The sequence below is a fragment of the Flavobacteriales bacterium genome, assembly GCA_016713875.1.
Lineage (GTDB): Bacteria > Bacteroidota > Bacteroidia > Flavobacteriales_F > PHOS-HE28 > PHOS-HE28.
The window spans coordinates 266,190-288,799 of record JADJOI010000003.1 but is presented as its reverse complement, the minus strand read 5'-3'; the positions used below and the strand labels follow the sequence as shown (position 1 = coordinate 288,799).

The window sequence follows — 22,610 nt, the reverse complement described above, 5'->3', positions numbered from 1 at the left end:
GTTCCCGGCTCCGTTATAAGCCCCGCCCAGCGCGGGGCTTTTCCGTTGCCCCCAGCCCGCCAAGAAGTTCCGGGTGGCACCCTCCGCAACCACGGCATTGCCTGCACTGCATGGCTGGTCGAATAACCTGCTGGTATGCAAGGTCCAGCACCGTAGTTCCATGCCCGACCGCGAAGGTCGGGGCCTTGGTTGGCCGGACCGTTCCGAGGGCCACGAGGCCCAGGCAGGCACCGAACGGCCATCTGAGGTAGGCACCGAACGGCCATCTGCCTGGGACGCTCTCCACCCGATCACGCGGCAGGGACCGGCCATCGACCCTTCCTCCGCGTCCGAACGCACGAAGGGCCGCCCCAGTAGGAGCGGCCCTTCGCCTTGAAGGTCGTTCAGGTTACTGGCGCACCATGCGTTGCGTGTAGAGGCGATCGTCCACACGGACGTTCACCATGTACACGCCAGGGGCCAGCTGGCTCATGTCCATCGTGTGCACGAAGGCACCACCCGGAGCGGCGATCTGCGCAGCGCTCACCCGCTTGCCGAAGATGTCCATCACCTCGATGTCCATCCGCTCGGCGGCGGCGATCCCGTCGAAGGCCACGTTCACCACCTCACCCCGGTTGGGGTTCGGGTAGAGGCTCATCGTCACATTGCTGGCCTCGTCGAACAGGATGGCCTCACGACCACCACCACCCGGGGTGTTGAGGCGGAAGCGGCAGGCAGGACCGAACTCCGTGTAGTTGCCGTTCACCAGAGCGCGCACGCGCACGTTCAGGTCGATGTCGGCCGGCACCGGGTTGGTCACCAGCGTGGCGGGCACCAGGTTCTGCGTGGTCTTGAACACGCGACGGGAGTAGGAGCCGTGCGGATCGAACATCCAGAACTGGTAGCCGCTGGCACCCGGATAGAAGCTGGCGTAGATCTGGGTGCTCGTGCTGTAGGTCAGGTTCGTGCGATCGCAGCTGGCGTTGATCAGACGGGCCACGCTGAGGGGCAGGCAGAACTCGTTGGCCACGCTACTGGTGCTCACGAAGGAACCGTTCGCATCCACGATGCGGCGGCCATTGGCATCACGCAGCACGTAACCACCACCGCTGATGCCGTCACCACCGGCGTCGTTCACCACAAGGCGGTAGCAGAGCTGGTTGAGGCAGATGGTCTCGGTGACGATCGTGCCACCAACTCCGTTCTGGTAGGGGCCGCCGGAGGCGATCACCGTGGTACCGCTCTGATCGCGCACCTCCCAGGTGGTCTCAGAACCATTGTTGTCCAGGGTGATGTCCAGCGTCAGGATCTCCGTGCAGTTGCCGATCGGGGTGCCGGCGCAGGTGCAGTTGGCATCCACCACATCATTGATGGTGAGCGGGTTGCCGTCGTTGCAAGCCTGACCAGGCTCCGGGCTACCGGGGCAGAGGTCGTCGGCATCGCAGGTACCGTCATTGTCGTCGTCCGCGAAGGTGCCGGCGCAATTGCAGTTCGCGCCCACCACGTCGTTGATGGTGCAGGCGTCACCATCGTCGCAGCTCTGGCCCGGTTCGGGGCTGTTCGGGCATACGTCGTTGGCATCGCAGGTACCGTCGTTGTCCGCGTCCGCGAAGAGACCCGCGCAGTTGCAGTTCGCATCGTACACGTCGCCGGTGGTGCAGGCGTCGCCATCATTGCAGGCCGTGCCCGGCAGAGCGCTACCACCCGGTACGCCCAGGCAGTCGATCAGCTGGCCGATGCAATTGCAATTGGCGTCCCAAGTGTCGTTACCGGTCTGCGCCTGGCCATCATCGCAAGGAGTACCCGGCTGGGCTGGGCCGCCCGGAACACCGAGGCAGTCGTTGGCCAGCTGGCCCACGCAGTTACAGTTGGCATCATAGGCGTCGTTGCTGCTGTTGGGGTTGCCATCGTCGCAGGCGGTACCCGGCAGGGCGCTGCCACCCGGTACGCCCAAGCAGTCGATCAGCTGGCCAGCGCAGGTGCAGTTGGCGCTCCACGTGTCGTTACCCGTATTGGCATTGCCGTCGTTGCAGGCGGTGCCCGGCAGGGCGCTGCCACCCGGCACACCGAGGCAGTCGATCAGCTGACCCACGCACACGCAGTTGGCATCCCACAGGTCGTTGCCCGTGTTCGCGTTGCCATCATCGCAGGCCGTACCCGGCTGCGCAGGGCCGCCCGGCACGCCGAGGCAGTCGTTGGCCAGCTGGCCCACGCAGTTGCAGTTGGCATCGTAGGTGTCATTGCTGCTATTGGGGTTGCCATCGTCGCAGGCGGTGCCCGGAAGAGCGGGACCACCCGGCACGCCCAGGCAGTCGATGAGCTGACCCACGCAGGTGCAGTTCGCGCTCCAGGTGTCGTTGCCCGTGTTGGCGTTGCCGTCGTTGCAGGCGGTGCCCGGCAGAGCGCTGCCACCCGGCACGCCCATGCAGTCGATCAGCTGACCCACGCACACGCAGTTCGCATCCCAGAGGTCGTTGCCCGTGTTGGCATTGCCGTCATCGCAGGCCGTACCCGGCTGAGCGGTACCACCCGGAACACCCAGGCAGTCGTTCGGCAGGGTGCCGCTGCAGTTGCAGTTGGCATCATACACATCGTTGCTGCTGTTGGGGTTACCATCGTCGCAGGCGGTGCCCGGCAAGGCGCTACCGCCCGGCACGCCGAGGCAGTCGATCAGCTGACCCACGCAGGTGCAGTTCGCGCTCCAAGTGTCGTTACCCGTGTTGGCGTTGCCGTCGTTGCAGGCGGTGCCCGGAAGGGCAGAGCCACCCGGCACGCCCAGGCAGTCGATCAGCTGGCCCACGCACACGCAGTTCGGATCCCAGAGGTCGTTGCCCGTGTTGGCGTTGCCGTCATCGCAGGCCGTACCCGGCTGAGCGGTACCACCCGGAACACCCAGGCAGTCGTTCGGCAGGGTGCCGCTGCAGTTGCAGTTGGCATCATACACATCGTTGCTGCTGTTGGGGTTACCATCGTCGCAGGCGGTGCCCGGCAAGGCGCTACCGCCCGGCACGCCGAGGCAATCGATCAGCTGACCCACGCAGGTGCAGTTCGCATCCCAGGTGTCGTTACCCGTGTTGGCGTTGCCGTCATTGCAAGCCGTGCCCGGAAGGGCGCTGCCACCCGGCACACCCAGGCAGTCGATCAGTTGACCCACGCAGGTGCAGTTCGCGCTCCAGGTGTCGTTGCCCGTGTTGGCATTGCCGTCGTTGCACGCCGTGCCCGGCAGGGCGCTGCCACCCGGCACGCCCAGGCAGTCGATGAGTTGACCGACGCAATTACAGTTGGCATCGTAGGTGTCGTTGCCCGTATTCGCATTGCCGTCGTTGCAGGCCGTGCCAGGAAGAGCGGAGCCACCCGGCACACCGAGGCAGTCGATCAGCTGACCCACGCAGGTGCAGTTCGCGCTCCAGGTGTCGTTGCCCGTGTTGGCATTGCCGTCGTTGCAGGCGGTGCCCGGCAGGGCGCTGCCGCCCGGCACGCCGAGGCAATCGATCAGCTGACCCACGCATGTGCAGTTCGCATCCCAGGTGTCGTTGCCCGTGTTGGCGTTGCCGTCATTACAAGCCGTGCCCGGAAGGGCGCTGCCGCCCGGCACACCCAGGCAGTCGATCAGCTGACCCACGCAGGTACAGTTCGCGCTCCAAGTGTCGTTGCCCGTGTTGGCATTGCCGTCATTACAGGCCGTGCCAGGAAGTGCGGAGCCACCCGGTACACCCAGGCAGTCGATGAGTTGACCGACGCAGTTGCAGTTGGCATCGTAGGTGTCATTGCCGGTGGTGGCCAGGCCGTCATCGCAGGCGGTACCGGGCAGGGCGCTGCCGCCCGGCACGCCCAGGCAGTCGATCAGTTGCCCTACACATACGCAGCTTGCGTTCCACGTGTCGTTGCCCGTGTTGGCGTTGCCATCATTGCAGGCGGTGCCCGGAAGGGCCGGACCACCGATCACGCCGAGACAGTCGGGCGTACAGTTGCCGATGTTGAAGGCCGTGCTGTAGATGACATCCGTGCGGTCCAGACCGTTCAAGGAGATGAAGTAATCCTTGTTGTTGGCCTGGGTGTACCCATCGTTCACGATGTTGAACGTGGCACAGCCGGTGTTGTTGATCACCGGGATCGTCATGATCACCCGCTCGGTGTTGGCGCTCCACGCTTGACCGGAACAGGCCGCGCTCAATTGAGCAAACCCGAAGGCATTGAACGTGTAATACCGGAAGCCGCCATCCACGATCTCACCGTCGCCGGACGGACTGATGAAGAAGCCCCCGGGGCAGAACTGGGTGATGGCGTTCACATCAAGGCTCGCTCCGGACGCGTTGTTCCACCGGATGGTGAAAGTGAGCGAGGACACCACCTGGTTGAAGGAGGCGTCAGGTCTGACCCTTACCTCCAGCGTGTTCGGGCTGGCGTTCGGGAAGAGGCCGATGTCCACGAGCGGCTGCGCCGTGGCGCCGGTCCCCAGGGACAAGGCAAGGAGCGCCCCCCAAAAGGAACGGCTCCTGGTTCTGGATTTAGAGAACATCATCAGGGTTTGGTTTTGGTCACAGGGTAGGGTCAACAACCGGGGCGGAAGGTAAGAAGATCCCGGAACGGTCAAGGCAGTTGTTCGACACGCGTCGCCGTGGGCACCGTGCCGCCGATGTTCACCAGGATCGGATCCCGATCATTGGCGGCGCCCGCGTATTTGACCAGTCCGTCCAAGGTCACGTCCATGGTGTGATATCCGGGCAGCACACCCGTGGGAAGGGTGCCGCCGATGGCTTGCAGGATCTCGTCCCGGTCGTTGCTGGTGCCGGTATACTTCAGCACATTGTCCCGGCGTGCATTGCCTGTCCAGAGCACCATCGTCCCGCCCACGTTCTTGCGGGCGTCGGTGCCCCACGATCCGGTGGCGGCAGCGGTCATGTCCACGAAAGTGGGGCTTCCGCCCAAACTCACCGCAGCAGCGGTCATGGCGCCCATGTGATTCCTATGACGCACGGCCACGTGATAGTTGCCTGCCGGCACCCCGAATTGCGGGACTCCGCCATCCACCCCGATCACCTGACCGTTCCGTCGGAGCAACGCGCTACGGGTGGCCAAGACCTGGGTCGCGTCCGTGGAGGAGCGCAGCTCCAGCAACACCCAGTCCACGATCGCGTTCGTGCCCGTGGTCGTCAGCAGACCGGGCGCCATGCTCTCACCGCCACCGCCCACATGGGTGAAGCCCAGTGCACTGAACGGTTCGGTCGTGGGAATGAGCCCGTTGGAGCGCAGGTCGTCCTTCATGAGACCGGTCCCTCCATCGTACGGTCCTTCAAGGAATACCCTGACATCCAGTTGGATGGCGTTGGTGACGTTGGCCACCACCTCAGTGCGCGGACCCACGGCCACCACATCGGCCGTACGGACCTTCCAGTCGTACAGGTAGTAGTAGAACTGGCTTCCGCCCGTGCTTCCGGTGATGGAGCCCAATGTGCCGATGGGATACGGGTAGGATACGCCTCCGTCGTTCCGCCAGAGCTGACGATACACGTCCGCATTGTCGTCATAGGCCGTGATTCGATGTTGCGTACCGGCCGGAACGTCCCAATTCACCGTGACGGTGCTCATGCCGTTCGGGATCTCGATGTACTTCTCCGCGATGAGGTTCCCCACACGGTCGAACAGCACGAACTGCCGCTTACCCACGGAGTTCGCGTAGACCTTGAAGGACTCCAGGACGAAGGGTTCGTAAGCGTCGAGGAGCAGGTACTGCTTGCTATCACTGTAAGCGCCACTTCCCGAGTTGTCCGGCTTGCCCACGTTCAGGTCAGCTCCGGCGGACACGTTCCGATCCTCAACCCAGTATGACGTGGTCTGAGCCAGATTCGGGGTGATGAAGTTCGCACCGGAGCCCACCTCGGTTCCGCTCGTGGGCGCATCATACCAGCGGAGATCGTTTCCAGTGGCCGAGAGCTGTGCCGAGTCTCCGGCAGTGACCGTGGCCCCCGTCCCAGCCGGAGCATTCGGCGCGGCCAATTGGGTGACCGTCATGCTCGGGGTGGCCAATGCGCCACAGGGTGCCGTCACCGTGCAGGAGTAGGCGCCCGGTGTGCTCACCGTGATGCTTCGGGTCGTGGCCCCCGTGTTCCACAAGTAGCTATAGCCCGGAGTTGCGGACAGCGTGACACTACCGCCCGGGGCGAGCACCAGCCGGCCCGAGGCGTTCATGAAGGCACTACCGCCGCTGTTCGCCGCGGACTGCTGTGTCAGACTCAAGGGGATGGCCGTCCAGTTGTTCTCTTCGTTCTCCTCGCGCCAGCTGTTCTGCGGATCCACTTCCGCTACGATCCAGTAATTGCCGTTGCACAGACCCGGCAGCAGGTTGATCCACATGCCGTCCAAGCTCTCGCTGTAGATATCGTTCTTACCAACGGAGATGCCCTGGAAATTCTCCCCGCAGCTATAACCCACGCCCAAGCCGCTGTTGGGGAACTGGGTGGTGCTCAGGCTGGTTCCCTGGTTGTACAGGTGCGAGGTCCGGCAGTGTCCTGCGCTGTTGGTGCAGGTGCTGAGGTCCATCAAGCAGAATCCCAGTTTACCTCCGCTGGAAACCACCGGCCAATTGCGCGGATCGGGCTCACCAGGTTGCTCCAACCGGAGGGTCATCGTAGTCCAGTCGTCCACGTGATAGTGGTTGTGGGTGGGGTGGTAGGTCATAGTGCCGGCCAACTGATCCACATAGGTCATGGTGTTGCCGTTCTTGGAATACACCCGCTGATACAACCGCTGCTTGGCCGCGAAACCGTTCGAACAGCTATAGCCGTTGTTATCCGTGGGCAAGTAGACCGTATTCGTATCCGAGCCACAGATGAACGTGCGAAATCCTTGGGCGTTCACCCCGCGCGCCTCCAGAGGGCCACGGCCCTGGTTGGGCGTGGAGCCGCTGATCCGCAGCCGACCGGCATTCCCCGTGGAAGTCTGGCTGTACTCGGAAGGACCGGAGGCATAGTTCTGCAGGGCGAACCAGCTGATCTGGATGTCCGGGAGCAACTCACAGTTCCCGGTGCCATTGGCGCACGTGCATCCCGTAGCGTTGGTGACCGTGCACTGGGCCTCGGCCGGGTTCAGGTCGCTGAAGAACAGGGGTGCCGCAAGCACCCAGGCGTAGCGCTTCATCATGTTGTTGGGATTCTGGAAGGTCACCCGGTTCGGGGAGCCGCAAGGTACATCAGCCGGGGAGCAGGGTCAATACACTTGAAACCATGCCGACCGGGGGCCATCCGGGCTGGCGATCACAAGGCCATACAGACCTGGCGCGCTCCCTCGGAAGTCGAAGGCCGGTTGTGCAGCGTCGGTTCGGCCGCTCCGTAAAACGCGTCCCACGGCATCAGTGACCCGCCACTCCGATCCGACAGCAAGACCCTCGGTCACGACCTGCACCGGTCCGTCCGTAGGGTTAGGGAACACGTGCACACTCCGGTCGAGGTGGGACTCACTGTGGATGCCGACGTCGAAGGTGAACCGAGCAGCGCCTCCGAAGAACGTGGCCACCCAAAGGCTGCCGTCCGGGGCGGAACACAAGTGCTCTACGGAATTGTCCGGGATGCCGCTGGTGCCGGTGTTGAACACGCTGTAGTCACCGTTCGGTTCCCGAAGGATCACTCCGTTCAACTGGCTCCCGATCCAGAGGCGGGAGTACGCGTCTTGAACGATACAGGTCAGCGCATTGGAGGGGATCTGTGAATTGAACGTGGTGTACTGGAACCACGGGCCGCCATTCCATGATCCTCCCTGGCGCAGAAGCCCACCGGCCGGACAGGCCAGCCAACGTTCGCTGGCCACCGTATCGATCACAACCCCGTATTGGGTGTTGTCCGGGAACATGTCGATGTAGGTGGCATGTACCTGGACGGCCGTATCGGTCAGGTAGTGGAAGCCTCCGTTGATGGTTCCGAAAGCCACCAGGCCATCCGGCGCCACGGCCACATCGCGTACGTGATTGCCATTGAGCACCAAGCCGTTATAGCTCGTGGGCTGATCGTTATACACGCGCCAGTCGGTGCCCGTGTGGCAGACCAGCCCGCCCACGGTCCCGATCCATGCCCAACCCCGATGATCGAAGGTGATGCAGTTGATCTGGTCGTCCGGCAATGGACTGTTCTGGGTGGAAAAGCCCTCCCAGTTCGTACCATCGTGAACCACCAGGCCATAGAGCGCGGTACCGATCCAAAGGTCCCCGTTCGGGGCCACGGCCAGCGAGCGGATGTCGTTCTCGGGCAGGCCCGAATTGCCGGTCTGGTACACCGTCCAATCCGTGCCGTCGAACTTGCAGAGCCCCCAATCGGTTCCGACCCACATGTTCCCACTGCTGTCCGGGGAGAGCGCCCGGACCGTGTTGCTCGGAAATCCCGCGGTGACCATGTCGAACACTTCCCAGCTCTGCGCGTTCGCGATGAGCGGAGAAAGAAGAAGACATGCACCTGCCCCCCCCTGTAGCACCTTGTCACGGATCATACGGCAAGATGGGAGTGCCTGCGGGATGGTGTGCATGACCTCCATCAGGGTAGCTGCTCGATGCGGATCGCCGTGGGCACGATCCCGCCGATGTTCACGAGGATCGGATCGCGGTCATTCGCGGCCCCCGCATACTTGACGACGGCATCCAGGGTCACGTCCTCGGTCCAGTACCCTGACACGGTCGCGGTCGGCACACTGCCTCCAATGCGGACGAGGATGGGATCACGGTCGTTGGATCCACCGGCGTACTTGAGCTGGCCGTCGCGGATCACATTGCCGGCCCACAACAGCCGCACTGCACCGGCGGCTTTCCGGGCATCAGTGCCGAAGGTGGACTGGGACGGTGACGAGAGGTCGACCATGGTCGGTGTGCTGCCGAGCACCACGGGATCACCGGTCATCGCCCCCAGGTGGTTCCGATGGCGGATGGAGACGTGGTAGTTGCCGGCAGCCACGGGCAACGCGATGCTCGTGGACCCATTGACGTCCACCACATCCCCGTCCCGCTGAACCAAGGCCTGCAGGGTGGCGCGCAATACGGAGGGGGTGGCCGGATCACGCACTTCGATCCGCACCCAATCCACGATGGCATCGTTCCCGGTCACCGAGAGCAGACCGGGGTCGATGGTCTCGCCCCCGCCCAGCAGCTGGGAGAAGCCGAGCGTCGTGTAGGGCTCGGTAAGCGGGAACGCCGGGTTGGACCGCAATTGATCCCTCATGAGCCCGGTGGACCCGTCCCACGGGCCTTCGAGCAACACCCGCGCGGATAATCTGGGTGTAACGGCCAGGCAGAACGTATCCCTCCTCTGGAAGGTGAACTGACCATTGCCGAACACCAGGGTATCGCCAGCCCCGGTGGTGAGCAGGTAGTTGCCATCGCCATAGGCGCAGCACATGCCGTCACCATAGCTGTCGTTCACCTCAAGCACATAGCAGCTATCGGCATCGACGCAGAGGAATTCCGGTGGCCGGGGGTAGACACCGTTGGTCGCCACGTTGGTGAACGGGCCGCCGGAAGCCACCGTGGTCCCGTTCAGGCGCTTGATGTTCCAGGTGGTCTCTGCCCCCATCGGTCCAGCAGGAGGTCGAACCGGGCCGCGATGCTCGTGCCGATGGTGATCGCTCCGGTGCGTGTGAAGCTCCCCGTCCCATAGATGTTCGTCGCCTGCAGGGTCACGTCGTAGGTGCCCGGGCTGGTGAAGAGCAGCACAGGGTTCTCACTGGCCGAACTGGTCCCATCGGTAAACATGAACCCGGTGGGCGGGCTCAGGGACCAGTTCCACGAAGTGGGGTCGTTGATCGACAGATCACTAAGCGTCACCTTGCCGCCCACGCAATAGGAGGCCGGCGTGGCGCTGTGATCCACCACAGGAGGTACAGCTCCTTCATAGATCTCGATGGCATCCAGCGCCATGTCCGAGGTGAAGTCCGTTCCCGTGCGCCCGCGGAACCTGACCAGGATGGTCCCACCGGCGAAGGCATCCAGGTTCACGATGCGGGTGTTCCAAGTGTTGCCTTGATCGCCCTGGACCACCGGTGTGACGTCCAGATGCCACTGTTCACCGTCGAACACATCCACCCGCAGGGAGCCCATGGCCGGACCGAACAGGTGATACCCGTACCGGAGCCTCGGGAGCAATACCCCGGCAAGGTCGATGCACGGGCTCAATAGCTGGGCCTCGTTGTTCAGGCACGAGGAAGCTTCCAAATAGATGTAGTTGCCGGTTGCGGTCCCAGGCACCAGGTCCACACTGGGTCCTGTGCCCGAGCTGGGTGTGCCATTCTCGTCCGTCCGCCAGTCGCTGCCATCGTAGGTGCCGCTGGTGGCATTGACCCAGCCATTGGGGAGGTCACACACGGTGGTGCCGCAATTGCTGGACGTACCGCAGAGGGCACCGCTCTCAAAGTTCTCCAGGAAGGGTGCGGCCACCGTGGTTCCCACGTAGAGCTGGTAGTTCGCCGTGCTGGTGTCATTGGCCGCGGCCAGATCGCCAGGTAGTGATGTCCACGCCTTCAGCACGTGTGCGCCCAGGCCGGAGATGGTCGCCGTTCCTGGAAAGCTCAGATCGACCACCTGACCGGAATTGAGCGGGCCGACCAGCACCGTGCTCACCACAGCGCCGTTATCCAACCGGTAGTTCACCGGGATGTTGGATTGCGTAAGTAGTCCGTTGTTGCGGACCCGGACCTTCACCGGCCTGGGATCGTTCGCGCAATCCGGATACATGCCCTGCAGGGGTTCGATGATCCCGGACACGCCCACGTTGATGTCCAGCGGGACATCGAACGCCTCCACCTGATCGGAGCGGCTGGAGCTGCTGCCCTGGCTGGCGCTGAATCCGAGACCCCGACGGGCGAACGCGGCCCAGATCAGCTGCTGGTTGGCCCCGCCGTAAAGGGCCATATCCGCCTGAAGGATGGCGTCACGGCCGTCCACGAAACCGGGGTTGCACGCGGTGTATCGCAGGCCCTCTGTCACCAGGTTCATGGCGATGTTGTTGCCTGCCGTCCCGTTGTACAGGTCGGCGCTGAACCCGTATTGGCCGATGAGGTCCCAGGTCATCTCCCAGAGGATGGTGCACCAAACGAAGCCGATGCCGTGCGGCTGGCTCAATCCCGAGTTGGTGCTGGCGTAGGTGTACGCGTTCACCCCGAAGTTGGTGGAGTATGGCGCCGGCCGGATGCCTGCGCCCGTCACCGGCTGACCGAGCACGTATGTCCCGATGCCCCGTGGGTCAGGCCCTTGGTCGCCCGCCTCCATGGTGAACATCAACGCGTAGTAATCACTCCAGCCCTCGCCCATCTGCTCGGCGTTGGAGAGGCAGCTCGTGTTGGAGGGTCCTCCGACAAGCCGGTTGCTGATGCCATGGCCGTACTCATGCACGATGACCCCGTTGTCCAGGTCGCTGTCCCGTGCCGGCACGGTGCTGGTCCAGCGGAACATCTGCATGCGCGGTGCGCTGCCGTCCGGAGGGGTGCCGAAATTGGCGTTGTTGGTGCCACTGCCGTCCTGAGCATCGGCGTTCACCGCATCGTTCCCCGCGCCACCGTTCCCGTAGTTGTTCACCTGGAAGTTGCCGCTCACCTCATCGAACCCGTACTGGTACATCACATCGTGGATGATGTTGTTCCAGTAGTACAGGTTGGCGATGGCCGCCGATTCGTAGTCGATGGGCTCCAAGGCCAGGTTGAGCGGGAAGTCGAAGTCGAGCGTGGGACCGCCATCGGGGCTGAAGCCCGGAGCGTTGTTGTTGTCGCGGTCCTCTGAAGCGTACACGTTGTTGCCACGGGTGATGGTGAACTCCGCGCCAGCGGCACCGTTCGTGTCGTTCCACCCAAAGGGGGATGCGTTCGGCGCAGCGGTCCAGGGCGCATTGCGGATGGCGCGGGCGCCATGGCTCGGGCTCTCCAGCGGCATGGGGAACACATGGAGGTCGTTGGCCGCGGCTGGGGCCGGTGGTGGGGCAGCTGCGCCATGGTCGTGCCCCGCATGTGCGGCCGCCGGCTCATCGAACCGGCATTGGCTCACCCAATCGTTCCGCTCAAGTTCCTTCCCCGTCAAGGCGTCCAGCCGGATGTTCCACCAATGTGAGCCGTCAGGCATGTACAGGCTGACGTTCCATACCGGAACGAGCTGACCCTCCCGCTCCATCAGGAACAGACGCACCTCCGGATCCTCGGTGGTGAACCCCTCCCCGCTGAACACCACCCTGTGCCTGCGCTCGTCCGCCTGCCTCCTCACCAATGTGGCCGGACGAAGTCCTTCCATCAGCATCACCCGCTCCAACGCCTGTTCCGGGGTCAGCGCGGGGCCACCCTTGCCCGCTCGCGCCGAGGCGCCTTTCACGAGGCGATCGTGCAGGGTTACGATGGTCCCGTCCGGCCTCACGTGCAGCGCGACCTCCGTGCCATACACTTCGATCCCGTTCACCGCCTGCCGCATGTAGGCGTGCAGCACGCCTGTGCGCCGGTCGGTGTAGACATCGGTCAATATGAGGCCATCCAGGTCTGCGGCGGCATGGCCTTTCCGAAGCAGTTCGACCCGGGCGGCGACAACAGGGTCCCGCAGGGGCGCCTGGGCGGCGGTATCCACCGCAGGGAATAAGCCGATCGTCAGGAGGCCGAAGGCAAGCAGGGTGTTCTTCATCAGCATGATCGCAACGTAGGGGACGGCAAGATACCGGGATCGCCAAAGGCGGAGCACGACCGACCACGGCCGCCGATCGGGATCCCAACAGGATCCCCTCAGTTCCGGGTGAAGCGTGCCACCCGGCCGTTGCCCCTCAGGACATAGGTACCGCTCCGCAGTACGGTCAGGTCGAGCACGTCCGTTCCGCCGTCGAGGAGGTCCGACAGGACCACCCGGCCCGAGGCGTCGAGCACCTCCACGAATACGCGCCGGCCGGACCGGCCCAGTCCGGTGACCTGGAGCAGCTCATCCGCTGGGACAGGCGCAAGCCGAAGCTCGGGGTCCGATCGCTCGAGGGTTCCGACGGTGGACTCGGGCGTGATGCGAAGCAAGGCATGGGTGGTGGCGTTCACCGCCCAGATGCGGCCGTCCGGACCGAGCTTCACGCCCATGAGGCCTGCGGCACCGGTGGCCACACGGCCCAATTCCACTGCGGGCACGACGGAGATGTCGTAGATGATCAGCTCACCGGAGGCGTGATCGCTCACCACCATCCGGTCGCCCACCAGATCGATGCCCGCCGGCTGCACCAGACCGCTGCTCACGATCACCTCCCAGGTGTATCCGCTCACGGTACTGTACTCCACGTAGCTCTCCCAGGGCCCGAAGGTGGCGGGCCCTGACACCGAACCGGAGCGGATGTCCATCCGCAGCACCCGCTGGCCACCGTTGTCCACCACGTACAACCAGCCGGTGGTCTTGTCCAGAGCGCAGTGGCTCACGACATGGTCGTTCGGGTCGCGGGTGATGGTGAAGTCCGAATAGCGGCGGATGATGGCATCACCATGGTAGCTGTTGCCCGGACCATGGTCCACCCTGAAATCGTTCATGACGATGTCCCCATTGAACCCGTCGACGACCCAGAACCGGTTCCATTGTTCATGAGCGATCCCCTGGCTGTTGGGGTTCACGTGCAACATGTCCAGATGGCTGCCCAGAGGACCGAAAACGCCCTGCGCGTAGATGGCCGGATCGCTGCTCCATAGGCTGGGGCCCGTGAAGGGGTCGCCTCCGTTCTGGTTCGCATCGAAGATGCCCGGGCAGGTGGCGAAGTTGCCGTTGTCGGCGAACGCGATGCCGGTGGGCAGGCTCATGAAGTGCCAGTTGTTGGGGTCCTCCTGCATCAACCAGGTCATGCCGGTCTGGCCCACGTTGGTGAACTTCACCGTGCTCCCCCCGCTCTGCTCGGTGTCCTTATTGATCACCCACAGCTCGTTCCGCGACAGATCGGGGTGGAAATCCAGGTCGCGCGGCACCAGCAGGTCCTGATCGGAATCCGCGATCGTTTCCACCACAGGTGGACCGATGAGGTACTGGTCCAGGATGTTGGGGATCGGCTCGTTCACCAGCGTGGACGAAGAGGCCAGGTCGTTGGCCGGCACCAGGTCGGCACCTCCGTTGATGTTGCTGGCCCAGACCTCGACCGCGAAGGTGCCGGTGGACGTCGGCACCCAGGGGGTGCTGTGCTCGAATTCGAGCGCATCGCCCGCCTGCAGGTTCACCGGTCCCACGTTCTGCACCACGGGCGGCCCTCCATCGATGCTGTAGTGGAGGTCGAAGGAGGTCACCGGGTCGGACCCAAGGCTCGCCACCGTTCCGATGATGCGCACCGGCTCGTCGCGGACGGCGTAAAGTGCGGTGGTCAGGCTGGTGACGCTCATGTCCCGCGCCACGGGGAGCTGGGCCACGAAGCTGAAGGTCTCGCCATCGCCGGTGCCGACGAAGTTGGCCACGTTCACACCCTGCACCAGCACTGCGAAGCTCAAGCCGGCATCGCCCCAATCGTCCGCCCAGAAGATATCGTAGGTGGCTCCTTGGGTCAGGCAGAACGGTCCTTCCGAGATCGTCAGGCTGTTGCCGTAGCCTCCAGGTTGCTGCTGTTGCGCACCCGCTCCGTTGCAGCCCACCAGCGGATTGCCCCCGCTGAAGATGGTACCATTGCCGCAGGACGCCCCACTTGGGAGCAGTTCCCAGTAGGTCTCGTACGCGTACGCATCGGTGATCACTTCGATCACGACCTCCACCTCGCCGATGGGGCACTGGGCGAGGATGCTCCCCGCGAGCGGGGCAAAGGCAGTGGCGACAAGGCCACGCAGCAGGGCGGTGTTCATGGCGGGCGAAACTAGGTCGCGTTCCACGCACGACCGGTCATCGATCGACCGATCGTTGGGTTCACTCCATGAACCGTTCCGGCGCCAGGATGGTTCGGGGGATCAGGGCAGCTGTTCGAGCCGCACGGCCGTGGGTACCGTCCCGCCGATGTTCACCAGGATCGGGTCGCGGTCGTTCGCGCTGCCGGCGTACTTCACCACCCCGCTCATGTTCACATCCTCCCGGTAGTAGCCGAAAGCCACGGCCGTGGGGGTGTTGCCGCCCACCACGTTGAGGATGGGGTCGCGGTCATTGTTCGCACCCGCGTACTTCAGGCTGCCATCCCGCACCACGTTGCCGGCCCAGAGCAGCTGCACCGCGCCCGAGGTCTTCCGCGCCTGTGTGCCCCAGGTGGCCGTGCCGGGTGAACGGAGGTCCACGGTCACCGGGGTGCCGGACAAGGCCAGTGCCGCGGACGTCATGGCCCCCAAGTGGTTGCGGTGACGCACCGCCACATGATAGCTCCCGGGAGAAGCGTTCAGGACCACGTTGCTCACCCCATCCACGGCCACGATGTCGCCATCGCGTTGCAGCAAGGCACAGCGTGTGGCCACAATGGTCGACGGGGTGACGGCGCTGCGAAGCTCCACCAGGACCCAGTCCACGATGGCATTGGGGCCGGTGACATCAAGGACGCCGCCCACGAGCTGCTCTCCTCCTCCCCCACCGGCCTGCACATACCCCAGGGCGGTGTAAGGTTCGGTGGCCGGGATCAGCGCCGATGTCCGCAGCTCATCGCGCATCAGCCCCGTGCCGGTGTCATAGGAACCCTCCAGGAAGGCCTTCGGGGCCAGCGTCAGCACGTTGTTCACCGCCACACATCCGTTCTCCACCCGCGTGATCACGTTGTTGGCCTGGTCGTTCACGACGTCGGTGACATTGGCGATGCAGATCTGCGCCCCGGTGAGCGACAGGTAGGTGATGCGGACCAGCGGTACATAGCTCGTGTTCTTGGCCAGGGTGCTGTCCAGGTAGCTCAGGCCGATCACCTTGGTGCCGCCTAACGAGGAGGACACGCTGATGTCGCCCTGGAGGGAGGGGACCAGGTTCTGCACGCTTTGGATCGTGAGGCCTGAGAGCTCGAACTCGTAGCCCAGCACCCGGCAATCCGGGTTCCGGATGTGGATGTCGACGGTTCCGTTCACCTGGTCGAAGGCTCCGATGGCGAGGCGCACCGTATCGAGGCTGCTCAACCAACCGCGCGGGAAATCGCACCAGGGGTGGTAGTGGACCTGGTGGGGCGTTTGGTCATGGGCGTCCTGTGTGCTGTAGCAATTCACCATCAAGGCGGCGTCGGTGACGGTCACTTCACCATCGTTGTTCAGGTCCGTGCACGCGGTGGTGGACACATCGTTGCCATGGATGCCCAGCACGTAGGCCTGGGCATCGGGTTGCGTCTGGAAGCCGTCGCTGTTCAGGTCGCCGGTCCTTGTGGTGCCAGCGCACTGGCCCGTGCAGTCGATCACCGCATCGCCATACGGCTGGCCCAGGCAATCGGTGTAGGTGGGGCAGTTGCCCACCACGCTGAACGAAGGCACGTTCAGCCCGTTCCGCGTGATCTGGATGCACACCTGGGCATAGTTGTTCGAGTAGTCCTGCTCATGGCGTCCAAGGGCATCGGGGGCCTGCTGCCAGTTGGTGCGCAGCACCAGTGTGTACTTGCCGGCCGGCACGTCCGTGATGTCGATCCAGTTGCAGGTTGTGCCGCTTCCATAGATGTCATAGCAACCTTTGCTGATGCCCATGTTGCTGCATCCGTACTGTCCCGTGTTGCCCGGGTAGCAGCCCACGTCGATCACGCAGAAGCCGTTCTTGAAGCCCACGGGGATCTTGTTCCCCAGCGTATCGAACAGGATGTAGTCCGCATACCCGGCGTAATGCGCGTGCCCATGGCAGTTGTTGAAGTCGAACATCTGCGGCTGCGCGCTGGGACTGCCGATGTAGTAGTCCGTGGTGCCGATGTTCTCGATGCGGGTGGTGAAGCGCAGGACATAGCGCTGACCGAAGCCCTTGGTACATCCCTCCACAGGCGCACAGGCATCCGTGATGTTCACCGACACGAGGTTCAGGCTGCTCTCCAGGGCGCTCTGGCTCATGATCAGGTCCGGTCCGTCAGGGCAGTTGGGGGATCCCGGTGCGATGCAGCAACCCACGCAAGGAATGGTGGCCAACGGTTCGTAGTTGCACGACCCGGGGTCCATGCACCCTTCCACGGGACCGTTATAGATGATCTCGAAGGTGACGCTCGAACAGCTGCCGCCATTGGTGCCCACCCGGAGGTGATGGGTGACCCCTGCGGGCATGTTGGCGTTCACCACGGCCTGCAGGCCGCAGCCTCCATCATTGTCGTCGCCGAACGTGGCCCCTTCGATCCCCGGCTGCGGATTCACCAGGTTGCAGGCCATGTCGTAAAGCCAAAGCTTGGTATCGCAGGTGTTGAGGCCGCAGGTGCTGATGGTGTAGGCCCCCGGTTGCGCCGGAGTGAAGTCGTACCAATACTCCACGCTCGGCGCCGTGTGCTGGCCGAGCCCGATCGGGATCGCCTGTGTACAACTGAAGCCCGGAGGGCAATTGAACACGGTCTCTTCGAACTGGGCATACTGCCCACCCTCCCGGATGAGCGTGCCGTCCAGGAAGATGGCATAGCCGCCGTAGCCATACGAAGGATGGTAGATGCCGTCGCCCGCCGTGTCGTTGATCCGGAACACAAGGCAGGCGCCCGCCGGCACGCACACGGTGGTGCCCGTGAACGACCCGCTGGCGAGCACCACGTTCGTGGCCCCGTTCTTCAGCGTCCAGGAGATCTCGCTCGGATAGTTGTCGGCCACGAGGTCGACGCGCACCCGCTGCTGCCCGGAAGGACAGCTATAGTCGCAGGTGCCGTTGTTGATGTTCACGCCGGCGTTGTAGTTCGCCGCAGTGGACTCGTTGCATCCGAACAGCGGGACGAGGTTGCCCACCACCACGTCATCCACGGCGATGTCGCTCAGTTCTCCGGTACCCGTCACGGCCCGGAACCGGACCCGAACGTTGGTCTGGCCCACCCAGGGCGCCAGGTTCAGCCACCCCTGCTTCCAATACCGCCCCTGGTCGCCTGAGGCGGTCCACAGCCCGGAGTGGATCGTGCCGTTCACGTTCAGGTCCACATAGAGCGCTCCCATTTGTGAGCCGCGCATGTGATACCAGAAGGTGAGGTAGGGTGAGGCCAGGCCGCTGATGTTATAGCAGGGCGACTGGACGATGGCCGTCTTGTTCGGTGAGGCAGTGGACCCCGTGGCCTCCACATAGAGGTATTTGCCCGAGGTGTTGTTGGAGGTGTGGTCACCGATGGGCCCGGTGGCCGCGCTGGGCGTGCCGTTGTTGTCGGCGAACCAGTCCAGGTCGTCCGTGGTGAGGTTCGTCCAGTTGTTCACGAAGGTCCCCGGTGTGCCCACCGTGAAGCCGGTGAAGGCCTCGGTGGAAGGGAATGTGGTGACGCACTGGCCATGGATGGTGAACGGCAGTACCGCGGCGGCGGAGCCGACCGCCAGGAGCAGATGGCGCATGGTGAACGGAATGGTCCGGAAATGTAGGAAAGTTGGCAGGTTCCGCTACGGGATCTGCTCCTGTCGGGTGGCCGTAGGCACGGACCCGCCGATGTTCACAAGGATCGGGTCGCGGTCGTTGGCGCCTCCGGCGTACTTCACGACCCCGTCGAGGTTGATGTCCGTGCCGAGGTATCCGGACGTGGTGGCCGTGGGCACCGAGCCGCCAATGGCCACCAGCACCGGGTCACGGTCATTGGCGCCCCCGGTATAGCGCAGCCGGTCGTCCCGCAAGGCGTTCCCCGCCCACAGCACGGATACCCCGGCCACGTCCTTGGCCGCCGCGGTGCCGAACAACGGCGTGCCGATGCTGAGGTCCACCGTGCGGGCACCGATGGCCATGTGCACGGGCTGGGCCGTCATCACACCCAAGTGGTTGCGGTGACGCAGGGCCAGATGCCAAGGTCCGGGCGCCACGTCGAACCGCACCGGTCCACTGCCGTCCACGGCCACCACGTCGCCGTCGCGCTGGATCAAGGCGCTACAGGAGGCCACAACGATGGTCGGGGCGGCCGGTGCACGCAGCTCCACGACCACCCAGTCCACGATCGCGTTCGGTCCCGTGAGGGTCAGTACCGACGTCTGCACCGTCTCCCCTCCTCCCCCACCCGTGTGCACATAACCCGATCCGGTGTATGGCTCGGTCAGCGGCAGCAGGCCTTGCGCACGAAGGTCGTCCCTCATCGTTCCATCCTGAGCCACGTAGGGCCCCTCCAGGAACGCCTTCAGGCGGACACCCACCCGCGGACGAAGCAGAAAGAGGCCCTCGCCAAGCCCGCTCACCGCCACGATGCCGCTGCCAAAGAAGGGGTAATTGCCCCAGGCACCGTTGTAGGAGGCACCATCGTTGGGCAGGTAGGTGTCGAAATGCGCCACCGGCGTCAGGGTGCCCGCGCTCACCCCGGCCGTGTCCAGGATCCGCAGGCCGCTGGTGTAGTTGCTCTCGTAGACCGCGCCCCGATGCACGTACAGGTTATGGTCCACGCTGGCGATCGGGGCCGTGTAGGCCCCGAGGAACACCGGTGCGTCGATGTTCAGCAGATCGAAGATCCGCGTGCGCGTGCCATGACCCAACTGGGTCTCGTCGCCTTCATCGTTCATCAGCAGGTAGCGCTGATCCTCGGTGAGCCAGCCCTGGTGGCTGATGCGCGCTCCGGAATAGGTGATGGTGGCCAGCGTGTTCATGTCGGTCTTGTCCGTCACGTCCACGATCGTGATCTTGTCCGGTGTGCCCGAATGGAAGTTGAAGCTCAGCTGCTTCCCTTGGTGATCCGGGTCCGGTCCGCTGTAGGTGTGAACCACGTTCTCGTGGATGTAGCCGTCGACCGTGTGCGTGCCCACGAGCACGGGCGCGAGGGGGTTCGTGACATCGAAGACGGTGAGCCCGCCGTTGTTGATGCTGGTGGTGCCGACCGTGTACACGTACGGGTGCTGTTTGTCCGCGTACAACGTATGGCTGTTGCCGATCACGCCCGTCCAGGCATCCTCCGTGAAGGTCACCGGCGGGTTCAGCACGTTGCGCAATCGCGTGAGATCGAAGACCTGCAGGCCATGTCCGGCCAGCTCGGATCCGATGTAGCACCAAGTGCCGGCCACGTCCACATCGCGCCAGAGGTTGCTGGTGGCGAAGTGGCTCGGCAGGTTGCCGATCCGCACCGGAGCCGTTGGAACGGTGACATCCACGAAGGCGGTGCCGTTGTTGAGCCCGATGATGGCGTATTCCCGGCCGGTCAGGGGATCGGTCCATCCCCAGAGATCCGCGGCATTGGGCTGCGTCCCCGAGGCCCCCAGCTGAGCCAGGGTCATGTGCGCGAGCAGATCGATGTTGTCACAGGGATACCCGCCGGCGAAGCCGTTGACGCACGGGGTCTGGGCGAGAGCGGTCGTTCCGCTCCAGAGCGGAGCGATCACGGCCGCTGAAAGCAGGAAGAGCGACGACCGGTGCATGTGCCGGGGTCGTGATCGCGTGAGGGACTAACGCAGAACGACGCGTTCCGTGGTCATCTTCCCGTCGCTGGTGAGGCGCACCATGTACGTACCGCGCTCCAGGCCGGTGACATCCACCGGAAAACGCACCGCCCCGCGACCCGTGATGCGGTCGGCGCGCACCATTCGCCCGGAGGCATCGTGCCACTCCACGAGCGCGGACCGCACATCGGACGGGATGTTCAGTTCGAGCACCACCGGCCCGGCCGACGGATTGGGATGTGCGGAGAAGCTCGCGTCAACGGCTCCTCCCACCCGGATACCGGTGTTCAGGTCGTAGATCACGCCGGTCTGGTCCTGACCGTTGAGGGATACATAGTAGTCGCCGTTGTTGTTGACGTCCCCGGTCCAGCTGTCATTGACGATCTCGAAGAGCGAGGTCCCGTTCACCACGGGGATGGTCATCAGGACGATCTCGTTGCCGGCGGTCCAGCTCTCCCCGAAGGCGCTGAGCGCGTTGGTGCCGAAGCCCGCGAAGATCTGATAGCGGTATCCACCGGCATCGGCCTCGGGTCCGGACTTGATGATGGGCATGTAGAAGCTTACGGGCGCCACTTGGGCGATCTGGTCGAGGTTCGCGCCGGAGGCCGCGTCCCAGCGGATGGTGAAGACGATGCTCGCGAAGAACTCATCGAAGTCGCCGTCGGGCCGCACACGCACCTCCAACTCGCCGGCACCGTTGTCGGCCAGGGCGATGTCCACCATCGGCAACTGGGCCCAGGTGATGGTGGACAGGAAGATGGCCATCGCAGCGAAGAGGGAGCGTGTCATGGAATTGGCTGCCGATGATGGGCATCGGCGTTCCAAAGGTAGTCTGCCGACCGATGCGCGAGACCTCACCACACCCCGGGGACCAGCCGGGCCACCCCGCGCATCCGATCGCCTCGATCAGGGAAGGCCACCCCGAGCAGCCGTTCCTCCACCCGGACCTTGGCCACGACCACCGGCACCAGGAACAGGGCGAAACCGGTGTGCGGACCGAGAGGCGGGGCGGAGCCCACCGCGACGGCGGCGAGGAGGACGGCGAGGTACATCGGATGCCGCACCCAGCGGTAAGGGCCGCGAAGGGTGAGCCGCGCATCGGGCCGTGGTTCGGGGAAGACGCTGAAGGTGCGCCCCCCCATGGCCAGCATGGCCCAACCCACCAGCAGGAGCGATGCGGCGAACAGGGTGATCCGCAGCGCGCCCAACGCGGCCCAGGGAGCGGTCAACGCCAGCCCGGCCAACAGGGTGAACTGCGCCGAAACAAGGGCGAACGAGCGCAGGGGGCGCTTCACAGGATGGCCTCGACGATCCGGTCGGCCGTGATGCCCTCGGCCTCCGCCTTGTAGTTGCGCACCATGCGGTGCCGCAGGATCGGTTTGGCCACCGCCTTCACGTCATCGATATCCGGTGAGAACCGGCCATGCACCAGGGCGTGGCACTTCGCGCCGACCACCAGGAACTGCGAGGCCCGGGGCCCGGCCCCCCAGCCCAGGTTGTCCTTCACGATCGCAGGTGCTCCGTCCAGGCCGGGACGGGTGCGGGTGGCCAGCTTCACGGCATACTCCACCACGTTGTCCGGCACGGGAAGGCGTCGGACCAGCCCCTGGTAGAACTGGATCTCGTCGGCGGTGAGCACCGGCTTCACCTCGGGCTGCAGGTCGCTCGTCGTGGCCTTCACCACGGCGAGCTCGTCGGCGTAGCTCGGATAATCGACCCAGATGTTGAACATGAAGCGGTCCAACTGGGCTTCCGGCAGCGGGTAGGTGCCCTCCTGTTCGATGGGGTTCTGCGTGGCCAGCACGAAGAACGGTTCGGGCAGCCGGTAGGTATGCCCTCCGGCGGTGACGGACTTCTCCTGCATGGCCTCCAGGAGCGCGGCCTGTGTCTTGGGCGGTGTGCGGTTGATCTCGTCGGCCAGGATGATGTTGGCGAAGAGCGGCCCCTTGACGAAGCGGAAACGACGCTCCTCATCCAGGATCTCGCTGCCCACGATGTCGCTGGGCATAAGATCGGGCGTGAACTGGATGCGGTTGAAGCTCAGTCCGAGCGCCCGCGCCACGGTGTTCACCAACAGCGTTTTCGCCAGGCCGGGCACACCCACCAGCAGGCAATGGCCGCGGCTGAAGACGGCGATCAGGACATCGTCCACCACGGCATCCTGGCCGATGATGACCTGTCCGACCTCGGTCTTCAGGCGGCGGTAAAGGGCACCGTAGCGTTCAACAGCCTGGACGTCGTTGGCGGGGAGGTTGCTCATG

Annotated in this window: 11 protein-coding genes; all 11 read right to left on the bottom strand. The window is 64.4% G+C overall.

What is annotated here, in order from left to right:
- Window positions 1-388: 388 nt before the first annotated feature.
- The gene (locus IPJ87_02700) at window positions 389-4,444 is read right to left on the bottom strand and encodes a T9SS type A sorting domain-containing protein (GenBank protein MBK7940784.1); all 4,056 of its coding nucleotides are present in this window, start codon (window positions 4,442-4,444) and stop codon (window positions 389-391) included.
- Window positions 4,445-4,569: 125 nt separating this feature from the next.
- Window positions 4,570-7,119, bottom strand: coding sequence for a hypothetical protein (locus IPJ87_02695; protein ID MBK7940783.1), 2,550 nt, complete (start codon window positions 7,117-7,119; stop codon window positions 4,570-4,572).
- Window positions 7,120-7,185: 66 nt separating this feature from the next.
- On the bottom strand, window positions 7,186-8,454 hold the full coding sequence (locus tag IPJ87_02690; GenBank protein MBK7940782.1) for a hypothetical protein: 1,269 nt from the start codon (window positions 8,452-8,454) through the stop codon (window positions 7,186-7,188).
- Window positions 8,455-8,498: 44 nt separating this feature from the next.
- Entirely contained in the window at window positions 8,499-9,527 is a 1,029-nt protein-coding gene (locus IPJ87_02685; protein MBK7940781.1) for a hypothetical protein, read from the bottom strand.
- Entirely contained in the window at window positions 9,491-12,610 is a 3,120-nt protein-coding gene (locus IPJ87_02680) for a M36 family metallopeptidase (protein ID MBK7940780.1), read from the bottom strand. Before IPJ87_02680 ends, IPJ87_02685 begins: the two co-directional genes overlap by 37 nt.
- A 92-nt stretch (window positions 12,611-12,702) precedes the next feature.
- A complete protein-coding gene (locus IPJ87_02675; protein MBK7940779.1) occupies window positions 12,703-14,757 on the bottom strand; it encodes a hypothetical protein in 2,055 nt (684 codons plus the stop codon).
- A gap of 102 nt (window positions 14,758-14,859) precedes the next feature.
- The gene (locus tag IPJ87_02670; protein MBK7940778.1) at window positions 14,860-18,342 is read right to left on the bottom strand and encodes a hypothetical protein; all 3,483 of its coding nucleotides are present in this window, start codon (window positions 18,340-18,342) and stop codon (window positions 14,860-14,862) included.
- Between the two features lie 45 nt (window positions 18,343-18,387).
- On the bottom strand, window positions 18,388-20,328 hold the full coding sequence (locus IPJ87_02665; GenBank protein MBK7940777.1) for a choice-of-anchor B family protein: 1,941 nt from the start codon (window positions 20,326-20,328) through the stop codon (window positions 18,388-18,390).
- Between the two features lie 27 nt (window positions 20,329-20,355).
- Entirely contained in the window at window positions 20,356-21,138 is a 783-nt protein-coding gene (locus IPJ87_02660) for a T9SS type A sorting domain-containing protein (GenBank protein ID MBK7940776.1), read from the bottom strand.
- Window positions 21,139-21,203: 65 nt separating this feature from the next.
- Window positions 21,204-21,644, bottom strand: coding sequence for an isoprenylcysteine carboxylmethyltransferase family protein (locus IPJ87_02655; protein MBK7940775.1), 441 nt, complete (start codon window positions 21,642-21,644; stop codon window positions 21,204-21,206).
- On the bottom strand, window positions 21,641-22,609 hold the full coding sequence (locus tag IPJ87_02650) for a MoxR family ATPase (GenBank protein MBK7940774.1): 969 nt from the start codon (window positions 22,607-22,609) through the stop codon (window positions 21,641-21,643). Before IPJ87_02650 ends, IPJ87_02655 begins: the two co-directional genes overlap by 4 nt.
- Between the last annotated feature and the right edge of the window lies 1 nt (window position 22,610).